We start from the raw sequence: 21,959 nt of genomic DNA on the forward strand, positions 1-21,959 counted from the left end.
CTGATATACTGCCGGCCTGAATCCAAAGTGGTTGTTCGATGTCCAAAATCCGTCTTTTACCCGACCATCTCGTCAACCAGATTGCTGCTGGCGAAGTGGTCGAACGCCCTGCGTCTGCGCTGAAAGAGTTGCTGGAAAATAGCCTGGATGCCGATGCCGGCGTGATCACCGTTGATTTGGCCGAAGGCGGCAGCAAGTTGATACGCGTTTGTGACGATGGTTACGGCATCGATCGAGCCGAACTGGCACTTGCCCTCAGCCGCCACGCCACCAGTAAGATCGCTTCGCTCGAAGACCTGCACAAGGTGCGTACCCTAGGGTTCCGTGGCGAGGGCCTTGCCAGCATCGCGTCGGTATCGCAGCTGATCATGACCAGCCGCCAGCAAGGCAGTGAGCAGGCTTGGCGTGTGGAAGCCGATAACGGCGTCATTCACGATGCCGAGCCAGCCTCCTTGTTGGCGGGGACCGCGGTAGAAGTACGTGACCTGTATTTCAATGTCCCGGCCCGGCGAAAATTCCTGAAGACCCAGGCGACCGAATACGCCCACTGCGAGGACGTATTCAAGCGCGTGGCGTTGTCTCGGCCTGATCTGGCATTGACGCTGACACACAATGGCAAGGTGCAATGGCGGCTTAAGTCAGAGACCACGGCCGAGCGTATGCGCGCCATATTGGGCAATGAGTTTGCCGATGGCATGCTCACTATTGAAGAGGCGGCGGGTGGTTTGCGCTTGGCGGGTTTTGCCGGATCGCCCACGCTTTCCCGGTCTGGCCGTGATGCGCAGTTTGTATTCGTGAACGGCCGCTTCGTGCGCGACAAGGTCGTGCTGCATGCGGTGCGCCAAGCCTATCAGGATGTGCTGCATCTCGATCGCCAGCCACTATATGTGCTGTTTATCGAACTGGAGCCTGAGTCTGTCGATGTCAATGTGCACCCTACCAAGACCGAGGTTCGCTTTCGTGAGTCGCAAGCGGTGCATCGCTTCTTGTTCCATTCGTTGAACAAAGCATTGGCTGAGACCCGTGCAGGTGCTCAGCCTGTTGCTGTTGTGGGTGAAGCGCCCGTTAGCGCCCCCCTGGCCAGTTATGCCAAGCCCAGTTTCCAGCAAGTACGCATGCCGTTGCATGTCAGCGAAAGCGCCACGAGCGACTTCTACGGCGCGATGTTTGGCGGCTTGCGAGAAGCCTCGCGGGCTGAACACGGTGGCGCGGATGATATCACCCTCATGCCTACGCCAACTGTGGCTAGGCCTGGGCTAGGCAGCCAGCCTATCCGTACTTCGCTGCCGCCGAGTGATGATGATTTCCCACCGTTGGGCTTTGCTTTGGCGCAATTGCATGGCGTGTATGTGCTTGCCCAGATACGTGAAGGCCTGATTGTGGTTGATATGCATGCCGCCCACGAACGGGTGGTGTACGAAAAACTCAAGACGGCGCTCGATACCGCTGAAATGCCTACGCAACCGCTGCTGATTCCGTTGGCTTTTCCGGCGGACAGGCTGGATGTCGCGACGGTAGAAGAACACGCGGATATCTTGCGACAGATGGGATTTGAAATGGCGGTACTCGGCCCGAACCAGTTGGCTGTACGGGCCATCCCCATGTTGTTGCGCGATGCCGACCCGGTAGAGCTTGCGCGTTCGCTGCTGGCCGATATTCGTACCACCGGCGCCAGCCGCATGCTGACTGAAAAGCGAGATGAGCTGCTGGCAAGCATGGCCTGCCATGGCGCGGTGCGCGCCAATCGCAGCCTCACCTTGCAGGAAATGAACGCCTTGCTGCGTGAGATGGAGGCTACCGAGCGTTCGGGCCAATGCAATCATGGCCGACCAACCTGGTTTCGCCTAAGCATGGGGGAGCTGGATAAGCTCTTCATGCGGGGGCAATAATGTCGGTTGTTTTCCTGGTAAAGGTATTGGCGGCCCCGTTGATGATTGCGGCGGCCAGTTTGGCGGGCAAACGATGGGGGCCGAATATTGCCGGTTTGATGGGCGGCTTGCCCTTGGTGGGCGGCCCGGTGGTGCTGGCCCTATGGCTAAGCCAGGGGTCGGCATTCGCTACTCAAGTTACCTTGGCTGCGCCGGTTGGGGTCTGGGCCAATATTGCTTATATGTTGTTGATGGCCTACGCCAGTGCACGTTTTGCTTGGTATATCGCCATCCCCATTGGCTGGTTGGGCTATGTGCTGGCAGGTTTGTTGTTGAATGAAATGGGGTTGGCGCATTCACTCTGGTTTGGCCTTGCTGTATTGCCGGGCCTATGGTTTGCCGCAACGCGTGGCTTGCCAAAGCCTGCCGCGTTGCCGCGGGTTGCGCATTTACCGCAAATCGAAATTTTTACCCGCATGGCTGCTGCGGCGGCGCTGGTGTTGTCACTCACCGCGGTTTCCAGCCTGTTTGGCCCTACGCTGACGGGCATTTTTACAGGCGCGCCGGTGGCAGCCACCGTCATTCCTGCCTTCACGTTTGCCAATGCCGGGCGCGATGCGCTCTTGTTGGCGCTGCGTGGTTTCTTGACTGGGCTGATGGGTTTTACCGTGTTTTTCTATGTGTTGGCTTACACCATTCCACTGCTGGACTACTGGGCGTTTTTGCCTGCGTTGTTAGCCGGTGTGGCGGTGGGGCTATTGGCGACGAAAATGGCGAGGCGAGCAGGATGAACACCCTACCCAAAGCCATTTTCCTGATGGGCCCGACAGCCAGTGGTAAGACAGCCATTGCCGTAGAGTTGGCCCAGCGCTTGCCGGTTGAGCTGATTTCGGTGGACTCGGCGCTGGTGTTCCGCGATATGGACATTGGTACCGCCAAGCCCGATGCCGCGACGCTTGCGGTTGCTCCCCATCATCTGATCGACATCATTTCCCCTACCGAGGTCTATTCGGCAGCGCAGTTCCGTACCGATGCATTACGTTTGATGGCTGAGATCACGGCGCGTGGCAATGTGCCGCTTCTGGTAGGTGGAACAATGCTCTATTTCAATGCGCTTCAGCATGGGCTACATGATTTACCCCGAGCCGATGTGGCAATCCGCGCTGAGCTGGAGGCGGAAGCTACCACGCTCGGGTGGCCCGCCATGCATGCCAAGCTGGCCCAAGTAGACCCCGTTACCGCCGCAAGGCTGAGCCCTAACGACAGTCAACGTTTGGGCCGGGCACTGGAGATCTATCGCATCAGTGGTAAGCCGATGTCGCAATGGTTGGCGGAACAAACCAACGAGTCACTTCCGTACGACTTACTCAAGCTTGCGCTATTGGCAGCCGACAGGGCCATCCTGCACGAACGCATTGCCTTGCGTTTTGAGCAGATGCTGGCGGGTGGCTTAATCGACGAAGTGGCAGGGCTGCGCGAAAACTACCCACTCCAGCCCGATATGCCCTCCATGCGCTGCGTTGGTTACCGGCAGGCTTGGCAATATCTTGATGGTGAAATCGACTTGGTCAAGCTGCGTGATACGGGTATCTATGCCACGCGCCAGTTGGCGAAGCGGCAAATCACTTGGTTGCGGGGTATGGAAGGAAACCTGACGTTTGATCTGAACGAGACGCTGCAGGGAAGGGTGGTTGAGCAGGTTAGGCAGTACGTGGAATTAACTTAGAGCCTGCTCCCGATCTTACTGCGCAGCCATGATCAAGACACATATGTTGCTCGAAAGCCCCTATAAGGTGAATGAGGTAGCCTGAATTTCGTAGACACGCCTGATTGGTAAATTTGAGCCAACTGGAGGCTGCCTTTTGCGGCTGACCGAAAGCTGACTCAGCCAAAGTGCTAGTGCCGATTCAAAACCGCAATACCCTCCGCAAATGGCTCCGAACGCCAGAGGAACCGGCACCCGCCAACCTATCGGCGAGCATTGTCAGCTGGGAAACTCTTTACCTTCTACACCACATTGGAGCAGGCACTCCAGGCTGATTCCCACCGGCCCAAACCGGATTGACGCACAGCCCGGACCCTGTTCACGCAAATAAAGGCGGATGGTTACCAGAACACTCCAAAGCGCTCGCGGGTCAAAAATCCCCCCCCATCGTCGTTCGCGAGCCATAAAGCACCTTGGCGGTGAAGCCCCTCCTCTCCTTCACTACATCACGTCAGTCACAGACGCCCATAGTGTCGTACTTAGTAAGTGGACACGCACAGCATGTGAAAAATTACATATTCAACGGCATTGACACGCTTGGCATCTTTGACTTGTTCACCTGTCTTGGTATGCAGCCAGTTCACATCCCGGTCGGCTTGCAATCATTTAAACACAATAAGGTAATATTCCATTGTAATTAATCTGGCCCCTAGAGAAGAATCATTCCGTCTATGACTGAACCCATGAGAAACGTAATGTCATTCGGATGAATATCATCTTGAACCAATCTGTCTCGCCATTCCGGCTATGCGGAAGCAGACAAAGAAGGAAGGAAAGATTCATGTCAAAACTCGCTTTCAACCGCGTAATAAATTCATTATTTTGTGTCCTCTTTATGGGGCTATCCTGTCTATCTATGGCACAGGAAAAAACGTGCACGCATCAGCAAGCTATCATCGCCGACAAGCTCACTGATCAGCTCCAAAGCTGGGATACGCTAGAGTACGCATTCAACCAATACGGCCAATGTGACTTAGGTGGCACTAGTGAGCGCTTTTCGGATGGCATTGCTTGGCTACTCATTGAACATTGGGATACGCTGCCCCTTCTTGCCGAACGCATTGAGCAAAACCCGCCATTAAAGCGGTTCGTCTTAAAGCATATCGACCAGACGCTCGCTCCAGGTACCGTAGCCAGAATCAAAAAGCTCGCGACTTCGTCATGCCAACCCGACGTGAAACCGTTATGTGACGAGATTAAATTCGCCACAAGAATCATTTCGTAAAAACCTCCACTTAGGCCGGTCAGGGTAAAGCAATACGCTTTACCCTGACCGGCCGGCAAATAATGGCGTAGGCGCAGTGTCGACACCGCTAGAAATCAATGTCAGTGATGTTTTCTCGTTACTCATCGGGCCTCCAAAACCATAGCGGATTAAGGCGTCCCCGCCCACCGTTGGCGGGGCTTACAACGCCTTGGCGGTTACCTGTAGCGGCTCGCCATCAAATTAGCCGGGTTTGCAGTCGACTATCTCACTCCCAGTGCCTGCATGGAGTGAACAGCAACTGGCCTCCAATCGCCAACGTCTTCACATATTGCCTATATCTTTCCCTGGATAGGCTGTGTCGAACACAATGTTCAGTCCCGGCAATTGCTGGTTTGGATAACCTGGAACCTTTCAGGCTCGGTTATCCAGATTTGACAGATGTATTCGTAAGGGGTGACCACGTTAGGTGCTTTTGAGCCTACGAGCAAAATTGTAGGCAGCAACGAAGTCGGCAAGGTACTGACACAGTTGCGCAGGGTCTACAGGCTTAGGATCAAGTAGGTACTCCCACTCAAGTGCTATGCCATGCCACCCTGATATTTTGAGAGGCGCTTATTTATGATGCCCTCGTTGGATATATCGCGGCGAAGGTCCCTGCAGATGTGGTTAGCAGCGCCACGGACAACGCTGTTCCTCCCCTATGTAGGCTGTCAGGTCTAACTGCAACTTCCCCACATTTCGCCATGGCCTGAGTGCCAGCACATGAATTCGCTCTGAACACAAAATTTGTGATTGATATGTTATAACGTGCCAAGCATAATTTGTTATGTTATAACGTTCCTTGCGTAAATAGCTGAGCGATACAAATGCTTCAATTACCTCTCCACCGACTGAGACGCGTGCTGATCTTTGCATGCATAGTGGCCGGCCTCCTTGCGGGCTGTAACTCCGAAACCCGCCAGGGCAAGAGTGAAAAGACGAAACTGCTGGAAAAGTCGGTATCCCCATACACCGCGGGCCGCTTGGCGATCAGTGAGAGCGGTGCGACCACACTGCGTGTCTATGATCTCGACAGCGGCAATGTCGTGCAGACATACCCTCTGGCTCACGCCCCAAGCGCGCTGTATGCGAGTCCTGGGCGCCGCTATGCACTGGCTATCCAGCGTGTACAGGACCAAATCCAGCTTGTTGATGGGGGCATCTGGCAGGAGGATCATGTTGATCACTTGCACGACTATCGTGAATCCAGCCGCTTGCTCAGTTACCAGATCACCGGCGTGCGCCCGACGCATTACGAGATTCACGACAAACTGGCGGCGGTATTCATGGATGGTCTGGTTGCCAGTAATGCGCCAGCAGGTGCTCAACTGATTAGCGACGCGAGCATTCTGGCCTCTCGCAGCGAAGCGAACCTGACGTTACCTTTATCGATGCACGGTACGGCCGAGCCTCGCGGTGATTTCCTACTCACCACCTACCGGCCCGCCAACAGTGCGGGCACTCTGCCTAATCAGGTGGAACTCTATCGCCGCCAAAGCAACGGTTACCAATTTGTGCAGCGCTTTGAAACGCCATGTCCTGAATTGCACGGTAGTTACTCGAATACGCGATACACCGCATTCGGTTGTAGTGACGGGGTGCTGGTTGTCGAGCAGAAAGGCGAACAATTCAGTGCCCGTAAGCTAGCCAACCCAACAGATATGGCGACCGGTGTACGCATCGGCACGATCGCAGGTCACAAGGCTTCAAATAGTTTTGTAGGGATCGCTTCGCCGGGCTATCTGTTCGACATCGATCCTGTGGCGAGCCAGATTCGGACCATTGCCTGGGCCGGGGACCGCACCCAGCGCGGTGTTCACTTTGATCGACAGGGCACGACGTTGGCGGTGCTGGATGACCTGGGCAACCTGCACCTGTTGGATGCCAAGACGAACTGGACAAAGCGCGCGGTCTTGCCAGTTGTCAGCACCATGCCATTGGCAAGGCCATTCCCATCGATTACGGCCAATCTTGCGCGTGATCTCCTCTACGTCGCAGACCCAGCCGGCCGTCAGATCACCGTTGTGGATCCGCTGCGTGCCGCTGTCCACAGCCGCGTTGCCCTCAATTTCGCCCCGATGGGTCTTACCTGGCTAGGAATTCCCCGTGAAGCACAATAAATCCCTGTCCCTGTTGGCTGGCAACCTGCTGCTGTGCCTATCTGTTCATGCTGCTGATGCAATCAAGGCAAACGCCGGGCTACCGCTGGATATTTCATTGACGCTGGATGGCGGATTCAGCAGTCGCGATATTGTACTTGGTGGCCGTGAGCGTGGTTTTGCGTTGGGGCACACCGAGCTGGGTGCCAGCGGCAATATCGATAACCGTTTCCGCGGTCAGGCTGCTGTCGCGTTACACCGCCATGAAGGCAAGACCGAACTGGAAGTCGAAGAGGCTTATATCGAGACACTAGGCTTGCCCGCAGGCTTACAGATACGCGGTGGGCGCTTCCTAGCGCAGATCGGCTATCTGAATAGCCAGCATGTTCATGCCGACGACTTCCGCGAGCGCCCCTTGCTGTATCGCGCCTTTCTGGGTCAGCACTATTTCGACGATGGTATGCGACTGAATTGGGTTGCGCCCAGCGACTTCTTGGTACAGCTGGGAGCCGAAGCATTCAGCGGCAAAACATTGAACCACACCAACAGTACCCGCGAGCGTATTGGCACCTATACGCTCAATGCTCGTCTCGGCGGTGATCTGGGCCGGTCGCAGAGCTGGCAATTTGGGCTGTCCTGGTTACGTAACCAGCTTCAGGGAGAGATGAAAGGAACCCATGATCATCATCATGATCACGCCGAGGGAGTAGCTGGTGAGGCACACACCCACGGTGCCAGCTACACCGGTCGTAACCTGTACTTGGTCGATGGTGTTTGGAAGTGGGCACCAGACGGTAACAACCGTGAGCGCCAGTTGCGTGTTTCAGGGGAGTACGCCCGAGTAACTGGCTTGAACAAGTTTGCAAGCTCGGCCGATGTACACAACGCAGCCTATCTGTCATTGGTTTATCGCTGGCATCCACAATGGGAAGCCGGCATTCGTGCCGACGCACTGAAGGTGCGTGAGCCGCATGACGACCATTTCCATGCCGGTCAGCTGGAAGAGCGCAGTGTCATGCTTGCCTACAAGCCCTCGCATTTCTCTACGCTTCGATTGCAATTGACGCAGCAACAGGACCGAGGTGGTTTTGCACAAGCCAGCAATACCATCAGCCTCAACTATGTGATGAGCTTAGGAGCCCATGGTGCGCATGGTTTCTAAATGTCTCCTGACACTATTTGCAGCCACCACGGTGGTGGCACATGCCCAACCGCTTAGAATTTTTGCCTGTGAGCCGGAGTGGGCAGCACTGGTACGTGTATTGGCACCCGATGCCGAAGTCAGCAGCGCTACCCATGTTTTGCAAGACCCCCATCATATTGAAGCGCGACCAGCGCTGATCGGCCAGCTTCGGCGAGCGGATCTGGCTGTGTGTACCGGGGCTTCGCTGGAGGCCGGTTGGTTGCCGATGCTACAACAACGTGCCGCCAACCCGGCTGTGCAAATGGGCAAACCAGGGCTGTTCTTCGCAGCCGAGCAGGTGAAGCTGATTGGTATTCCCGAACAGGTGGATCGCAGCAATGGCGACGTCCATGCCGAGGGGAACCCCCATCTACATCTTGATCCACACCGTCTGCAAGAAGTGGCAGCGGCGTTGGCCGAGCGCCTGGCACACCTTGATCCGACCGGCGCACCTGCCTACCGGCAGCGCTACCTGCAATGGGCCGACCGCTGGCAGCAACGGATGGCGGGTTGGCAAAGCCGTGCGGCCAGTTTGCGTGGCCAGCCGGTAGTTGCCCAGCACAGTAGCTTCGCCTATCTGTGGGCCTGGCTAGGCTTACGCCAGAGTGCTGATCTGGAACCCAAACCCGGCTTGCCACCTAGTCCTGGCCACTTACAGCAGGTGCTGAGTCGTGTTCGTAGTGAGCTACCCCTAGCCGTGGTGCAGACCAGTTATCAGAACCCGCAACCCGGCGAGTGGCTGGCACGCCAGACCGGGCGACCTCTGCTGGCCTTGCCTGCAACCGTCATGTCTGAGGGGCCCGCTGCTACGCTGGATGGCTGGTTCACACGACTGATCGACCAGTTGCTGTCAGCGAGCACGCCATCATGATCGATCTGACTTTGATCGCCGCCCCCCTGGCCGGCGGACTGTTGATTCTTGTCAGTCACGTGTCACTGGGTAGGCAGGTCATAAAACGTGGCATCGTATTCATCGATCTGGCGATTGCGCAGTTGGCTGGCCTTGGCGTGTTACTGGCCGCAACGCTGAATCTCTCGGGTTGGCTGGCGACGGCGCTTGCGGCTGCGGTGTCATTGCTCGGTGCTGCGCTGGTTGCCACGCTCAGCCATGTCTGGCCCGCCCGGCGTGAGGCGCTGATTGGCCTTGTGTACGTAGGGGCTGCGGCGTTCGGCATGGTGTGGGTCAGTGCCGATCCCCATGGTGCTCAACGTCTGGCAGGACTGTTGGCGGGAGATGTGCTGTGGGTGGATTGGCCGCAGCTGCTGCCACTGGCCGTGCTCACCGCTGTGTTGGTGCCCGTGGGGGGACTGCGTGCACAAGCATTGGAGCGATCCTGGGTGTTCTATCCCGTATTTGCATTACTGGTCAGTCTGTCTGTGCCGCTGGCCGGTGTCTATCTGGTATTTGCCAGCCTGATCGCACCAGTACTGGCGGTGCCTGGAGAGCGGCTTTGGCCGGCATTTGTGTTAGGCAGCGTTGGTTATTTGGTCGGATTACTGTTGTCGCTGTGGGCAGATTGGCCCAGTGGTCCATGCGTGGTGTTGATGTTGCTGATGACGGGCTCGTTTAGTGCGGTCTATCCGATCGGGTCATGCCGGACGCACAGTCGAAGCAAAAAGGAAAAATCATATGATGTTCAATGAACTGGTCGATGGCCGCTTGCCTGTGACGGTGCTGTCTGGTTTTCTGGGCGCGGGCAAGACAACCCTGCTGAATCACGTGCTGAACAACCGCCAGAACCTGCGTGTCGCGGTTATCGTCAACGATATGTCCGAGGTGAATATTGATGCACCGCTTGGTGCGCGAGGGCGAGGCACAGCTGTCGCGGTCGGAGGAGAGGCTGGTCGAGATGAGTAACGGATGCATCTGCTGCACGCTGCGGGAAGACTTGCTTGTGCAGATTGGCAAACTGGCAAGTGAAGGGCGCTTTGATTATCTGCTAATTGAATCGACTGGTATTTCCGAGCCGCTGCCAATAGCCGAGACCTTTACTTTCCGCGATGAGGTTGGCCAAAGCTTGTCCGATATTGCTCGCCTCGACACGATGGTAACCGTGGTTGATGCCTTCAATTTCCTGCGCGACTATGGCAGCGAAGACTTGCTGGCTACACGTGGCGAGGCGCTGGGTGAAGAGGATGATCGCACTGTGGTCGACTTGCTGATCGAACAGATCGAGTTCTGCGATGTGCTGATTCTGAACAAGACAGATCTGATCAACAGCAATGATCTGGCACAGCTTGAAGGCATGCTGGCCTCACTGAACCCACGTGCCCTTATCGTTCATAGCGAAATGGGCCAGGTACCATCGAATACGGTACTCAATACGGGCTTCTTCGACTTTGATGCTGCCGCCAACGCACCAGGCTGGCTGGCCACCTTGCGGAGTGAGAAAATCTCAGAGAGTGATACTTATGGTATCGGTAGCTTTGTCTATCGTGCTCGCCGGCCTTTCCATCCACGCCGATGGTGGGATTTGATCTGCCGTGAATGGCCAGGTGTAGTGCGTTCGAAAGGCTATTTCTGGCTGGCAACCCGGCCGGATTTTGTCGGAAGCTGGTCCCAGGCTGGTGCGGTTTCGCATCACGGAAGAGTCGGAACCTAGTGGGCGGCAGTACCTCGGGAGGAATGGCCTTCCGACCCCAGAAGTCGCGCGACTATCCGAGAACAGTGGGACCCCGAGTTCGGGGATCGCTGTCAGGAAATCGTACTGATCGGTATAGGCATGGATCAGGTGGCGTTGACGGCCGCTTTTGATACTTGCTTGCTGACGGATGAAGAGGCCCTCACATCATCTATTGCTCTGCTGGACGATCTATTTCCGACGTGGTCCCGTACTGCTAGTTAGCGTGGCAGTCACTGGCTGACACCTGTAGGAGTCCTGGCATTGCGTGTGCATTGTGCTATCAGCTCACCAAAACCTGTCGCCCGGAGGCCTTTGCTCGGCTTCATATCGAGCGCATGGACTATCTGGTTGGCGGGTGGCGGGAAGGAATTGCAGGTGCCGAAATAAGGCACCAGCAAGCATTCCCGACTTGCGCTAGCTGGCGAGATGCACAAACGTAGGCGGCAGGTGGGGTACGCCAAGTTTGTATACCAACGCCAGAAGGGTTTTGTTAGCTGCGCCTGATGTGATGGTTGAATCAGAACTCGTAACCCATAGCCAGTTTGACCTCTCTATCGCGATAGATAAACCCGTTACGCATATCGACGGGAGAGTCGCGCCCCAGCAGATTGAACACATTGATGCCTGCGGTAAGGTTTTTGAAGCCCGAATAGGTGACGGTAAGGTCAGTACGCAGGTCCGAACCAATCTTGCAGTATTGCGCCGGGTAGCCTTTCTTGGCACAACCATCAAGGTTATAGCTGTTCTCGTCATACAGACTGTAAAGCGTTGTACCTGCCATATAGTGAAAACGCAGCGACGTGGACCATGGCCCTCGCGTCAAGCTGGTCTTCAGCGTTGCGCGTAACCGGGGGTAGGCATAGCGGCCGATAAGATTGGCCTGCCACTTATTGGCCTCAACATCGTAGGTTTGATGCTTGATCATGTAGGTGGCTTCGAGCCCAACCCCCACGCGGCCGATAGAAGCCAGGTTGAAGCGACTGTCGGCATCAATGTCGATGCCGGAGACGCGTGTGCGAAACAGGTTTTCGTACTGTAGCGACATACGCTGGACCTGACCCACATCCCAGGTATACGACTGCCCGGTGAGCTGAGACGCTCGTTGGGCAAAGTACAAGTCCATTGCTGAAATTGCTTGGCGATCGAGCGCTGTTTCAAAGTTGGGTTTGCCCTCGTTTTTCAGCACATAAGGCGGCAGGCGGTTACGTATCTCATTCTTGCGTTCGATAGTGAAGTAGTCTGCTGCCAAGCTGAAGTGCCGGTTGGGCTCGAACACAAAGCCAAGCGATTTGCTGGTCGATGTTTCAGGTTGAATCGCGGGGTTGGCGGTGATGATGACAGGGATTTCCACATTGCAACCGCTGTTGAAAGCGAGGTTTGCATCGTTGATATCGGTGGCATTACCGGTGCGTAATGCATTGCGAATCTCGGTGGCGGTAGCGCAGCGCCGGGGGTCTTCCTGCCGGTGGAAACGGCCGGTGAGTCCGCCTTGTGCCATTTGTTCGGGAATATTGGGTGCGCGAAAACCTTCGGCATAGGTACCACGGAGCAGCAGGTTGCGAACCGGGTGAAAGCGGAACCCCACCTTGGGGCTGATACGATCGTTGGCGCCGGCTTTGTCGTAGCGTGCGGCGGCGGAGACTTCCAGGTTTTTGACGACAGGAATGTTCAGTTCGGCAAAGAGCGCGCTGAGTTGCCGACGGCCATCGACGGTAAACCCACCGCGATTGACGATTTCTGCGCGTTGCACGTTTTCTGACGAGCTGATTTTCAGCGACTCTTCACGCAAATCGAACCCAAGCGCAATGGCGAGGGGCCCGGCGGGCAGGTCCATGATTTCGCCGGAAATCTTGCCATCAACAAAGTTCTGGTAGGTATTGCCGGTCATACCGATGTGGGGAAACAGGCGCGCCAGGACTTCGTCGCTATTGCGTTCGCCGATGCGATATTCCCCGCTGGTGATGAGCCGGGTCAGCTCACGGGCACTGGGTGAGCCGCGCTCGCTGGAATCGGTGTCCGCGCCGACACGGCCCACGGCGGCATTCCAGTCCCATTTTCCCACACTGCCTTCTAAACCGGCGAGCAAGCGGTATTGGTTCGAAGTGACATCGCGTTTGAAGAGACTGACATCATCCATAAACCGGTATTCGATACCGACCGGGAAGGTGTAGGGATTGGCTGGGTTGCCCACGGCCAGCGTGGGGTAGTCCATGGAATTGATTTCACCAGTCAGGCCATTGAGCCATTTGGCTGGCGCCATTGCGGAGCGGAACGCATACGGTTCTAGTCGGTAGGTGTTCTGGGTGCGTGAATAGCTCAGTTCGCCAAAGCCGCGTAAGTCGGGATTAAACGTAAAACGTGCACCGCTGTGTACGTTGACTCGCTTTGCAGGGCTGATTATTTCGATCTGTTCGTTAAGGTAAATTTTGCAGGCCCCATCGATAACCTGCGCAGCCGGGCAGTTATACATGGGTTGGCGGGCTACGCCGTTGGCTGGGTCAAACAGGTTGCCCGGATAGGAGGTCGAATGCGGTTGCCGAAGGGCAGGGTTGACGTAAGTGGTATGCCAGTCTGGATAGGCTCCAAGGATGTCAGCCTGCGTGTAACCCTCGCGACGGTACAGATCGAGATGGCCAAAGACGTTATAGCCATCCTTTGCCAGATCGCCGGTACCGGCGGTGACCGTGGCTGTGTGCTGTGCGCCAACATTCCTATCAACACCATGCTGTGCGCTGGCTGTGGCCGACAACCCAGAGTAGGTCTTACGGGTGATGATATTAACTACGCCGGCGATGGCGTCGGAACCGTAAATGGCAGATGCCCCATCTTTGAGGATTTCGACCCGATCAATCACCTCGGTAGGGATGGTATCGATGTTGACGAAATTCTCTTTGGCGCCATCAGCCAAAGCGTAGTGTGAAATACGGCGGCCGTTGACCAGGGTCAACGTGGCTCTTTTACCCATGCCCCGTAACGCGAGGCCGGATGCGCCACTGGCGAAACTTTTGCCGGAATTGACGTCTGAGATGGCTGAGAGGTCAGCCGCGGAAATCGTATCGAGCAGCTGGCGCAGCGTATTGGCGCCTGTCTGCTTGATCTCTTCGCGACGAATAACCTGCACAGGAGCCTGGGTTTCCCTATTTAAACGTTTGATATTTGAGCCGGTGATTTCTATTTTTTCAGCGCGTTGTGCTTGGGAGACCTCTGCTGAAAACGCCAAATCGGTACTACTGAGTGTTGCAACTGCGATTGCCAAGTACTTCTTTTTCACGCCAACTTCCTTTGTCATACAACCATTGCGAAAAGCCTAAGTCTTCTACATCAAAAATCTATTATTAAATACTATTTTGAAAATTGAATTAAAGGGCTGGATTTTTAAGTACCGATTATTTTTGTTGCTTGAAAGCGACTTAATTATATTAAATATAATTTATTGTATATATTTTCGAGCTGTAACTGATATGAAAAAAGCCCCCGGTGGAGTGGGGGCTGAGTTTATTGAAAGGTTGTAATGAGGAAAGATTCGGTATTCAGAAAAATTTATATTCCAATCCTATGTTTATCCTGCGGCCCATCACATTCGCCAATTCAAGCTTTTGTGGCGTGATGCCGCTACCATCAATGCCCCATGCGCGTTGGTCGAACAGTTGCCGGTTGAATATGTTTTTGACGAATAACGATGCCGTCAAGTTTTTAACACCCGTGTATGCGACTGAATAGTCAACCCTTGAAAAGCTATCCACTTTGCAGTCGTATTTGGGAATACCCTTCTTCTGGCAATCTGCAATGGTATAGCTTGGGTCATCAAAATCTCTTTGTAATGACGTAGCGCTGGTGTGTGCAATACGGATGCTATTTGAAAAGGCGCCTTTTTTGAGTTTGAATGTGATGTCGGCAGTCAACCGTGGTGTGTCATAGCGGCCGGCAAGATTATCGCCCCAGCCATCTCTACCTTCGCTGAATTTGTACAGCGCCAATAGATAGGTCGCATTCAATTCTGTGGTCAGCAAGCCAATGCTGTCGAAGTTATTGCGCAGGGTGAAATTGAAGTCGAGACCATGCGTCTTGGTTTTGGAGACATTCTTGAACTTGCTGATCATTGATTCGAGGGCGCCGGCCGTAACGCCGTACTGGGCTTGTTCGGCCAAAGTAAAGGAGCGGTCGTTTGCCGTAAGCGGCTTACGCGTAATAATGCCCGGTGCCAAGGAGTCTTCTCGATTCAGCAAATCATCGTAGTTGTCGATCCGGATTTCATTCTTACGTTCAATATGCCAATAGTCAGTGCTCATATTGAAGTTTTGAAGTGGTTCGAAAACAAAACCAAAACTGATACTTTTGCTTTCTTCCGGTTTGATATCTGGATTATTGGTTACCTTGCTGAAGAGGCCGGCACTGCATTCCGAACCCGTAATTGTATCGGCGCGGGCCGATAGCACGGTTTTCTGTGGGTCATTGGCCGGTAGGGCTGCTGCCTGTGCTAGCAGGTCCTGAGCCAGGGCTGTAGCAGCAGAACAACGTTTTGGGTCATTGGCAGAGTCAAATGCGGTTTTTAAGGTCTGCGAACTTTCTGATAGGTTGGGCGCACGAAAGCCGGTTTCGATGCTGCCGCGTAATACCAGGGTCTTGAGGGGTTGATATCGTAGCGCCAGCTTGGGTGAAATATGTGGGTCCAGATGTGGATATTTATCCATACGTGCTGCGACCTGTGCTTCGAGATCTTTTGTGACCGGGATACTCAACTCCCCAAAAATGGAGCCAAATGTACGAGATGAATCTGAGGCACTAAATCCATAGCCGACGATGTCGCCTGCACGTAGATTGGCTGATGTATCAACCGTCAAGGTTTCGTGGCGGATATCAAGCCCAGTGGCAAACCCCAGCGAACCTGCCGGGAGTTCCATCAATTCTCCCGAAAGTTTGGCGTCAACAAAGTTGACTTTGGTCTTGCCAAAAAAGCTGTAGCTGGGGAACAGCTCACTGATCACATCTGCGCTATTGGGTTGGCCAATCTTGTAAGTGCGGTTGAAGAATAATGGGTCGCCACCATTAACCGCAGCGGTGTAGTCACCGATATGTTTGCGAAAGCCGGCGTCGCTGAAATTACCGCGTAGCGTATTGGTAGCTTTGGAACCCAACTGGCCCAAGGCTGCATCCCAGTCGTAATCGCCTAGTACGCCTTTTAAACCAGCTAGCGCACGGTACTGTGTTGCATCGGCTATATTGCTGGGGTCTGAATCGGCAAAACGGTAACGTAAGCCAGCTAGATCACCCGTTGTATTCAGTGGATGCGTGGTTGGTAGGGGCGCGGTCTTATCCATGTATTTGATCTGACCGGTCATAGGGTCAGCCCACGTACTACCGCCAGTGCCCCAGTAGGTATAGGTACTTAGATAGGTGGTTTTTATCTTGGAATACGTGATATCGCCATAGGCTTGCAAGCCATTTCCCAAATCCAGCGTGCCCGAGACCAGGAAGTTGGCGCGCTTGGCATCGGGTGTCATATTGAAGCGTGTATAGCGGTCGAACATACATAGGCCGTTGGCTGCTGGTTTGCAGCCTGGCAACGGTGTGATGCTGCCGTTGACGTTGTCCTCCAGGTTACCGGGGTAGGAATAGCTGGAGCCACTGCCAATGTTGGGATTGTAGCGACGGGCATCGGGATGGATGTAACCAAGCCCATCACGCCAGTTTGAGCCGTCCCGTTGGAAAAGCTCGGCATTGAAAATAAGGTTGTAGCGGTCCTCGGCTAAAGCCCCGATTCCGCCGGTGATGCTGGCGCTTTTGGATCCAAACACTCCTCTTTGAATTGAGTTGCTATAAGTTGCTTTGGCTTGTAGCCCTTGGTAGTCCTTGCGGGTAATAATGTTGATTACCCCGGCGACAGCATCGGAACCGTAAATTGCCGATGCCCCACTTTTGAGAATATCGACCCGTTCAATCACTTCAAGCGGCAATGAATCGATGTTGGTAACGGATTCGGCGTAGTCAGGCGTACCGAATGTTGCAATCCGGCGGCCATTTAGCAAGATCAAAGTCGATGAAGTGCCAAGGTTACGTAGTGATGTTGACGATGCGCCTGCCGCAAATGAATTGTCACCCGTAAGGTCGCTCAGCCCCCCTGTTGCGACTGACATGGATTCCAGCGCGTCTTTTAAGGTGAGTGCGCCTGTCGCTGCAATGTTTTCCTTGGTGATCATCTGCACCGGTATGGCGGTTTCTTTCGATGTGCGTTTGATATTGGAACCGGTGATGACGATTTTTTCAGCCTTTTGTGTTTCGGGATTTGCGGCATGGCTAGTCGCAATGGTGCCGATGGCTGCGATGGCGGCGGCCAGTTTCTTTGTCTGCATTTTTGGTAATTCCCAGATGTAATTTTTGTGCGCCAAGCTGGCCTTCTATGCGAAGGACATGAGCGTTGTTACGCTAGCATGGGCTAGGGTTAGTGCTGATTGCCAAGTTGAAGCAAATCGGAAACGTGTAGCCTTGCCGCAACATTCAAATTCACTGGAATACCTGTTTTGTAGTTTTATTTCTGTGACTACATTTTTAACGACTAAGGAAAAGATTTTTGCGAGAATGAATTGCCGTGCAGTTGTCGACTGAGGACTGCCCTATTCTTCGTCACCGCCCAAAGAGATCACATCGCATGCAGTTCGCTCCCCCTGCCTATATCAAGCACCAAGCCCTGCTCAAATGGGTGGCCGACATCGCCGCTCTGACTAAACCCAATGCCATACATTGGGTAGATGGTTCGGCAGAAGAGAACGAAATGCTGCTGGCACAGATGGAAGCGGCAGGCACGCTGAAAAAGCTGAATCCTGCCAAGCGCCGGAATAGCTATGCAGCCTTTTCTGACCCCAGCGATGTGGCTCGGGTGGAGGACCGGACGTATGTCTGCTCGAAAGAAAAAGCGGATTCGGGTCCGAACAACAATTGGATGGCCCCCGCAGAAATGCGCACCACCCTGAATGGCCTGTTCGACGGTTGCATGCGTGGCCGCACGATGTATGTGATTCCGTTCAGCATGGGGCCGTTGGGTTCGCCAATTGCCCACATCGGTATCGAAATCACCGATTCAGCCTATGTGGTTGCTTCGATGCGCATCATGACCCGCATGGGCCGCGCCGTTTACGATGTCTTGGGCAGCGATAGGCCCTTTGTGCCGGCCGTACACAGCGTGGGTATGCCGTTGGCTGATGGGCAGGTTGATGTGGCATGGCCTTGCAACAAAGACACCAAGTACATTGTCCACTTCCCCGAAACCCGTGAGATCTGGTCCTACGGTTCGGGCTATGGCGGCAATGCCTTACTGGGCAAAAAGTGCTTTGCCTTGCGCATCGCCTCCACCATGGGGCGCGATCAAGGCTGGTTGGCCGAACATATGTTGATTCTCGGCGTGGAAAACCCGGCAGGTAAAAAGCATTACGTGGCGGCGGCATTTCCGTCGGCTTGCGGCAAGACCAACTTTGCGATGCTGATTCCGCCCAAGACCTATGCGGGTTGGAAGGTCACGACCGTTGGTGACGATATCGCCTGGATCAAGCCCGGCGCTGATGGCAAGCTATATGCCATCAACCCGGAAAATGGCTATTTTGGTGTTGCCCCTGGGACTTCGGTGAAGTCCAACCCGAATGCCATGGCCATGCTGCACGAGAATGTGATTTTCACCAATGTCGCCCTTACCGATGACGGCGATGTGTGGTGGGAAGGTATGAGCAAGGAAGTGCCAGCGCACCTGACCGACTGGCAAGGTAAGGATTGGACGCCGGCTTCCGGTACCAAGGCGGCCCATCCGAATGCCCGCTTTACTGTGTCGGCAACCCAGTGCCCATCATTGGATGCCGCTTGGGACGATCCAGCCGGTGTACCGATATCTGCCTTTATTTTCGGCGGACGGCGTTCGTCCACCGTACCATTGGTCTTCGAAGCCAAGACGTGGGAAGACGGTGTGTATATGGCGGCCACCATGGGGTCGGAAACCACTGCGGCTGCCGTTGGGGCCACAGGCCAAACCCGTCGCGATCCTTTCGCCATGCTGCCGTTTTGCGGTTATCACATGGGCGATTACTTCCAGCACTGGCTCAGCATGGGTGAGAAGGTCAAACAGCATGCCCCGCGTATCTTCTGTGTGAACTGGTTTCGCGTTGATGAGGATGGCAAGTTCATCTGGCCCGGTTTTGGCGACAACATGCGTGTGCTGGAATGGATGGTGGGCCGTGTAAATGGTCAGGCCGCGGCAAACGAGACCTTGCTGGGTTGGGCTCCCAACTACGCAGACCTCAACTGGACGGATATGGCAGAAATGGATTCAGCTTTGTTCGACAAGCTGATGACGCTGGATGCAGAGACTTGGCGCCAGGAATTGGTGCTGCACGACGAATGGCTGGCCAAGTTGGCCGATCGACTGCCGGCAGCTTTGGCAGCCAAGCGTGCTCGCCTGGGCAAGGCGCTGGCTGTTTGATAACCGCACTGCGCGCAAGAAAAAGCCACCCAAATGAGTGGCTTTTTCTTGTCAGATATTGGCGCTTGAATGGATTTTGGTGGATTTAGTATCTGCGAGAGAAATTAAAGAAACAGCATGTATTGGGATGTGGACGGATCTTAAATAGCGCAAGTACTGCAGGTCTCTGACCTGAATGAAGACACCCATTGCTAATCTCTCAGATAGCCAAAAGCAGACATCAACGTAGGGCTAAGCTGAGCATCAGTGGCAGCTTGGGTAAATACAGTCGCGTTGTCATTTTCCTAGGCTCTGTTGACGTATTGCACGCGGGTAAAATCCTGCGCTTTACCCAGCCGTGATGAGCCAATGTAACGCCCCATACAGAACAAGATTAAGCGATTCAGAGTGGTCTGCCCTCGCGCTACAGCTCCGGTCGATAGACTGGATTCACAGTGGCCAGCCGGCGACCTGTCGCCGGTTCATGGAGGCGGTCCTGTGGGTCCTCCCCGGGTGGGCGGGCAATGGCGCTCGCTGCCGGCAGATCGGGGTAATTGGAACAGTGTTTTCAAGCGGTTTTCACGCTGGTCTGCGCTGGGCGTGTGGGAGCAGCTCCTCACATTTCAAGCGAAAGTAGCTGATTTGCAAGATGTGTCCATCGACAGCACGGTGACGCGTGCTCATGCGTGCGCGGCCGGTGCCGCGCGAAGTTGCGCCGACGAGGAGGCGTTGGGCCGGTCACGAGGCGGTTTCAGTTGCAAGATTCACGCGGCGGTAGACGCCGTCGGGCTGCCCATCAAATTCATCCTGACCGGTGGACAGGCGGCCGATATCGGTCAGGCGATCCCGCTGGTGATGGGTTTATCGGCTGGTGCGTGTTTGGCGGATAAGGCTTATGACTCGGATGCGTTTCTGATGTGGCTTGAAGCGCGAGGCATCAAGGCGGTTATGCCTTCGAAAGCGAACCGTAAGGAGGCGCGAGCATGCGATTGGTGGCATTACAAGGAGCGCCACGTGATCGAGTGCCTGTTCGGCAAGCTCAAGTACTTTCGCCGCATCGCCATGCGATACGAGAAAAAGGCGATCAATTTCATGGGGATGCTGACCCTTGCCGCTACGTTGCTGTGGCTCCGGTGAACCACAGCAAAACGTCAACAGAGCCTAGAAATCATAGGATCTGGCGCATTTTTACACAGCCTCGGTTGCCTGCTGACTGCCTCGCGTCGGCCTCACTGAACGGGTGCCTGCGTCATGCCGCAGCTGACTTACTGCACCAGGGCAAGCTGCCCGGTCACACCAACCCCGCGTCCACCAGCTCCTGCTTCAGGTAGGCGTAATAGATAGGCGCGGCGACCAGGCCGGCGATGCCGAAAGCGGCTTCCATCGTTAGCATTGCCAGCAGCAGTTCCCATGCTTCGGCGCGGATCCTAGCACCGACGATGCGGGCATTGAGGAAGTATTCAAGCTTGTGCACGATCACCAGAAACACCAGCGAGGCAACCGCAACCTGTGGCGAATGCGCCAGACTGACAACCACGATTACGGTATTCGACACCAGATTGCCGACTACCGGAAGCAGACCAACAACGAAGGTTAGCGCAATCATGGTCTTGGTCAGCGGCAGTTGAACGCTGAACAGCGGCAAGGCCACAGCCAGATAGAGCGCCGTAAAAATCGTATTGATTGCGGATATCCGCAGCTGGGCAAATACAATGCGCCGAAAAGCGTCGGCCAGTCGCGCGGCGCGCTCTGATAGCGCAGCCGCCAAAGCCTTTTGCGGACTGAGCTCGCCCACCCCGCGAAGGGCCAGCATTGCACCAACAATCAGGCCGATTAACACATGGGCTACCATCACCCCTGCGTCCTTGCCAACCAGCTGCACCTGGCCCGCGTGCTCGCGCAGCCAATGGGTTGCCGCCTCCTTGATGCCCTCAATGCTATTGGGCAGCAGATCCAGCAACCATGCGGGTAGCGAGCGACGGGAATTCTCCAGGATCTCGGCCATCTTTTGCGCCAATACCGCCAGATTGCCCGTGTCGCTGCGAAAAAAACCGACAGTCAGCATGCCGCCAAGGATAAGGCCACCCACCACAACAACTGCAAGCAGGACCACCGTGACCTGCTTGGCTCTGAGCGTGGAGAGCCGGCTTCCCAGCAGCGGAGCACCCAAATGGACCAGTTCATACACCAGCAGACCAGCCAGCAAGGCCGATAACAAATGCAACTGAATGACCAAAATGAGAGTGGCGATGGCCAGCAGCCAGGACGCTTGTTCGGCACGGTTTGCAGGCATGATGGAGAGATGCTCCGGCAAGTAGGGATATTGGTAAGGGAGCGCGTGTTTGCCTACTTCGTGCCAGTGAATTTTTCAGCACAAGCCAATTTTTATATGGACGCTGACCTACTATAGATTGCGCTCGGATTTTGCAGTTTAAGGCTGAAAACAGAATGGGCCAACCTGACGCTCGATGCCCTGAAAGCTATCGACTCGCGTATCGGTTGGCCCAACGATATTACGCCCACCATCACAAACCCTAACACTTAGTGGCAGTGAGTGAGATGGTGGGAATGACTATCTGAACACAGTCATCGTGATGGCGTAATCAATAACTGATGTTACGCAGTGCATACGATAACCTGTCGCCATGAAGAACAAAGAACTCGATTTGTACACCGACTATTTGCTGAGCACGTTTGGTGCGGCGACAGCAACGGGCTTGTCGGCGATGGTAGG

General features: G+C 54.9%; 15 protein-coding genes and 2 pseudogenes. 12 read left to right on the forward strand and 5 right to left on the reverse strand.

Annotated features, from left to right (window positions below; translation table 11 throughout):
- Positions 1-38: 38 nt before the first annotated feature.
- From mutL to CSQ89_RS00725, 4 genes are all read left to right on the forward strand, one after another.
- Complete coding sequence (mutL, locus tag CSQ89_RS00710; RefSeq protein WP_099404273.1) at positions 39-1,889, forward strand: DNA mismatch repair endonuclease MutL; 1,851 nt, start codon at positions 39-41, stop codon at positions 1,887-1,889.
- Positions 1,889-2,659 carry a hypothetical protein gene (locus tag CSQ89_RS00715; RefSeq protein ID WP_099404274.1) on the forward strand — a complete coding sequence of 257 codons (771 nt, stop codon included), beginning with the start codon at positions 1,889-1,891 and terminating at the stop codon, positions 2,657-2,659. Before mutL ends, CSQ89_RS00715 begins: the two co-directional genes overlap by 1 nt.
- Positions 2,656-3,594 (forward strand): tRNA (adenosine(37)-N6)-dimethylallyltransferase MiaA, encoded by a 939-nt coding sequence (gene miaA / locus CSQ89_RS00720; RefSeq protein WP_099404275.1) that lies wholly within the window; start codon positions 2,656-2,658, stop codon positions 3,592-3,594. Before CSQ89_RS00715 ends, miaA begins: the two co-directional genes overlap by 4 nt.
- Positions 3,595-4,414: 820 nt before the next feature.
- Positions 4,415-4,858 carry a hypothetical protein gene (locus tag CSQ89_RS00725; protein ID WP_099404276.1) on the forward strand — a complete coding sequence of 148 codons (444 nt, stop codon included), beginning with the start codon at positions 4,415-4,417 and terminating at the stop codon, positions 4,856-4,858.
- Positions 4,859-5,161: 303 nt separating this feature from the next.
- Here CSQ89_RS00725 and CSQ89_RS23040 read toward each other — a convergent pair.
- Positions 5,162-5,371, reverse strand: a pseudogene (locus CSQ89_RS23040) (hypothetical protein); the annotation flags it as partial.
- A gap of 368 nt (positions 5,372-5,739) precedes the next feature.
- Here CSQ89_RS23040 and CSQ89_RS00735 point away from each other — a divergent pair.
- The 6 genes and pseudogenes from CSQ89_RS00735 (at position 5,740) to CSQ89_RS00755 (ending at position 11,007) form a co-directional block, all read left to right on the forward strand.
- Positions 5,740-6,999, forward strand: coding sequence for a hypothetical protein (locus tag CSQ89_RS00735; protein ID WP_099404277.1), 1,260 nt, complete (start codon positions 5,740-5,742; stop codon positions 6,997-6,999).
- A complete protein-coding gene (locus CSQ89_RS00740) occupies positions 6,986-8,140 on the forward strand; it encodes a hypothetical protein (RefSeq protein WP_199065101.1) in 1,155 nt (384 codons plus the stop codon). The genes CSQ89_RS00735 and CSQ89_RS00740 overlap by 14 nt, the downstream gene beginning before the upstream one ends.
- Complete coding sequence (locus tag CSQ89_RS00745; RefSeq protein WP_099404288.1) at positions 8,130-9,032, forward strand: metal ABC transporter substrate-binding protein; 903 nt, start codon at positions 8,130-8,132, stop codon at positions 9,030-9,032. The genes CSQ89_RS00740 and CSQ89_RS00745 overlap by 11 nt, the downstream gene beginning before the upstream one ends.
- Complete coding sequence (locus CSQ89_RS00750; RefSeq protein WP_199065104.1) at positions 9,029-9,805, forward strand: metal ABC transporter permease; 777 nt, start codon at positions 9,029-9,031, stop codon at positions 9,803-9,805. Before CSQ89_RS00745 ends, CSQ89_RS00750 begins: the two co-directional genes overlap by 4 nt.
- A complete protein-coding gene (locus tag CSQ89_RS23640; RefSeq protein ID WP_308418099.1) occupies positions 9,792-10,019 on the forward strand; it encodes a GTP-binding protein in 228 nt (75 codons plus the stop codon). Before CSQ89_RS00750 ends, CSQ89_RS23640 begins: the two co-directional genes overlap by 14 nt.
- Positions 10,012-11,007: pseudogene (locus CSQ89_RS00755) on the forward strand (GTP-binding protein). Before CSQ89_RS23640 ends, CSQ89_RS00755 begins: the two are co-directional and overlap by 8 nt.
- An 8-nt stretch (positions 11,008-11,015) precedes the next feature.
- On the opposite strand, the gene CSQ89_RS23750 reads toward CSQ89_RS00755, so the two are convergent.
- The 3 genes from CSQ89_RS23750 to CSQ89_RS00770 form a co-directional block, all read right to left on the reverse strand.
- Positions 11,016-11,246: a DUF3299 domain-containing protein gene (locus CSQ89_RS23750; RefSeq protein WP_374701294.1), complete on the reverse strand. Its 231-nt coding sequence runs from the start codon at positions 11,244-11,246 to the stop codon at positions 11,016-11,018.
- Positions 11,247-11,302: 56 nt separating this feature from the next.
- Positions 11,303-14,056 (reverse strand): TonB-dependent receptor plug domain-containing protein, encoded by a 2,754-nt coding sequence (locus CSQ89_RS00765; RefSeq protein ID WP_158228844.1) that lies wholly within the window; start codon positions 14,054-14,056, stop codon positions 11,303-11,305.
- 259 nt (positions 14,057-14,315) lie between these two features.
- On the reverse strand, positions 14,316-17,135 hold the full coding sequence (locus tag CSQ89_RS00770; protein ID WP_099404280.1) for a TonB-dependent receptor domain-containing protein: 2,820 nt from the start codon (positions 17,133-17,135) through the stop codon (positions 14,316-14,318).
- 296 nt (positions 17,136-17,431) lie between these two features.
- Here CSQ89_RS00770 and CSQ89_RS00775 point away from each other — a divergent pair, with 296 nt between their 5' ends.
- The gene (locus CSQ89_RS00775) at positions 17,432-19,246 is read left to right on the forward strand and encodes a phosphoenolpyruvate carboxykinase (GTP) (RefSeq protein ID WP_099404281.1); all 1,815 of its coding nucleotides are present in this window, start codon (positions 17,432-17,434) and stop codon (positions 19,244-19,246) included.
- 477 nt (positions 19,247-19,723) lie between these two features.
- Positions 19,724-20,362, forward strand: a complete 639-nt coding sequence (locus CSQ89_RS00780; RefSeq protein ID WP_158228845.1) for an IS5 family transposase — start codon at positions 19,724-19,726, stop codon at positions 20,360-20,362.
- A 154-nt stretch (positions 20,363-20,516) separates the two neighbouring features.
- On the opposite strand, the gene CSQ89_RS00785 is transcribed toward CSQ89_RS00780, so the two are convergent.
- Positions 20,517-21,518, reverse strand: a complete 1,002-nt coding sequence (locus tag CSQ89_RS00785; RefSeq protein ID WP_186293342.1) for an AI-2E family transporter — start codon at positions 21,516-21,518, stop codon at positions 20,517-20,519.
- Between the last annotated feature and the right edge of the window lie 441 nt (positions 21,519-21,959).

The organism is Chitinimonas sp. BJB300, from assembly GCF_002735695.1.
Lineage (GTDB): Bacteria > Pseudomonadota > Gammaproteobacteria > Burkholderiales > Chitinimonadaceae > Chitinimonas.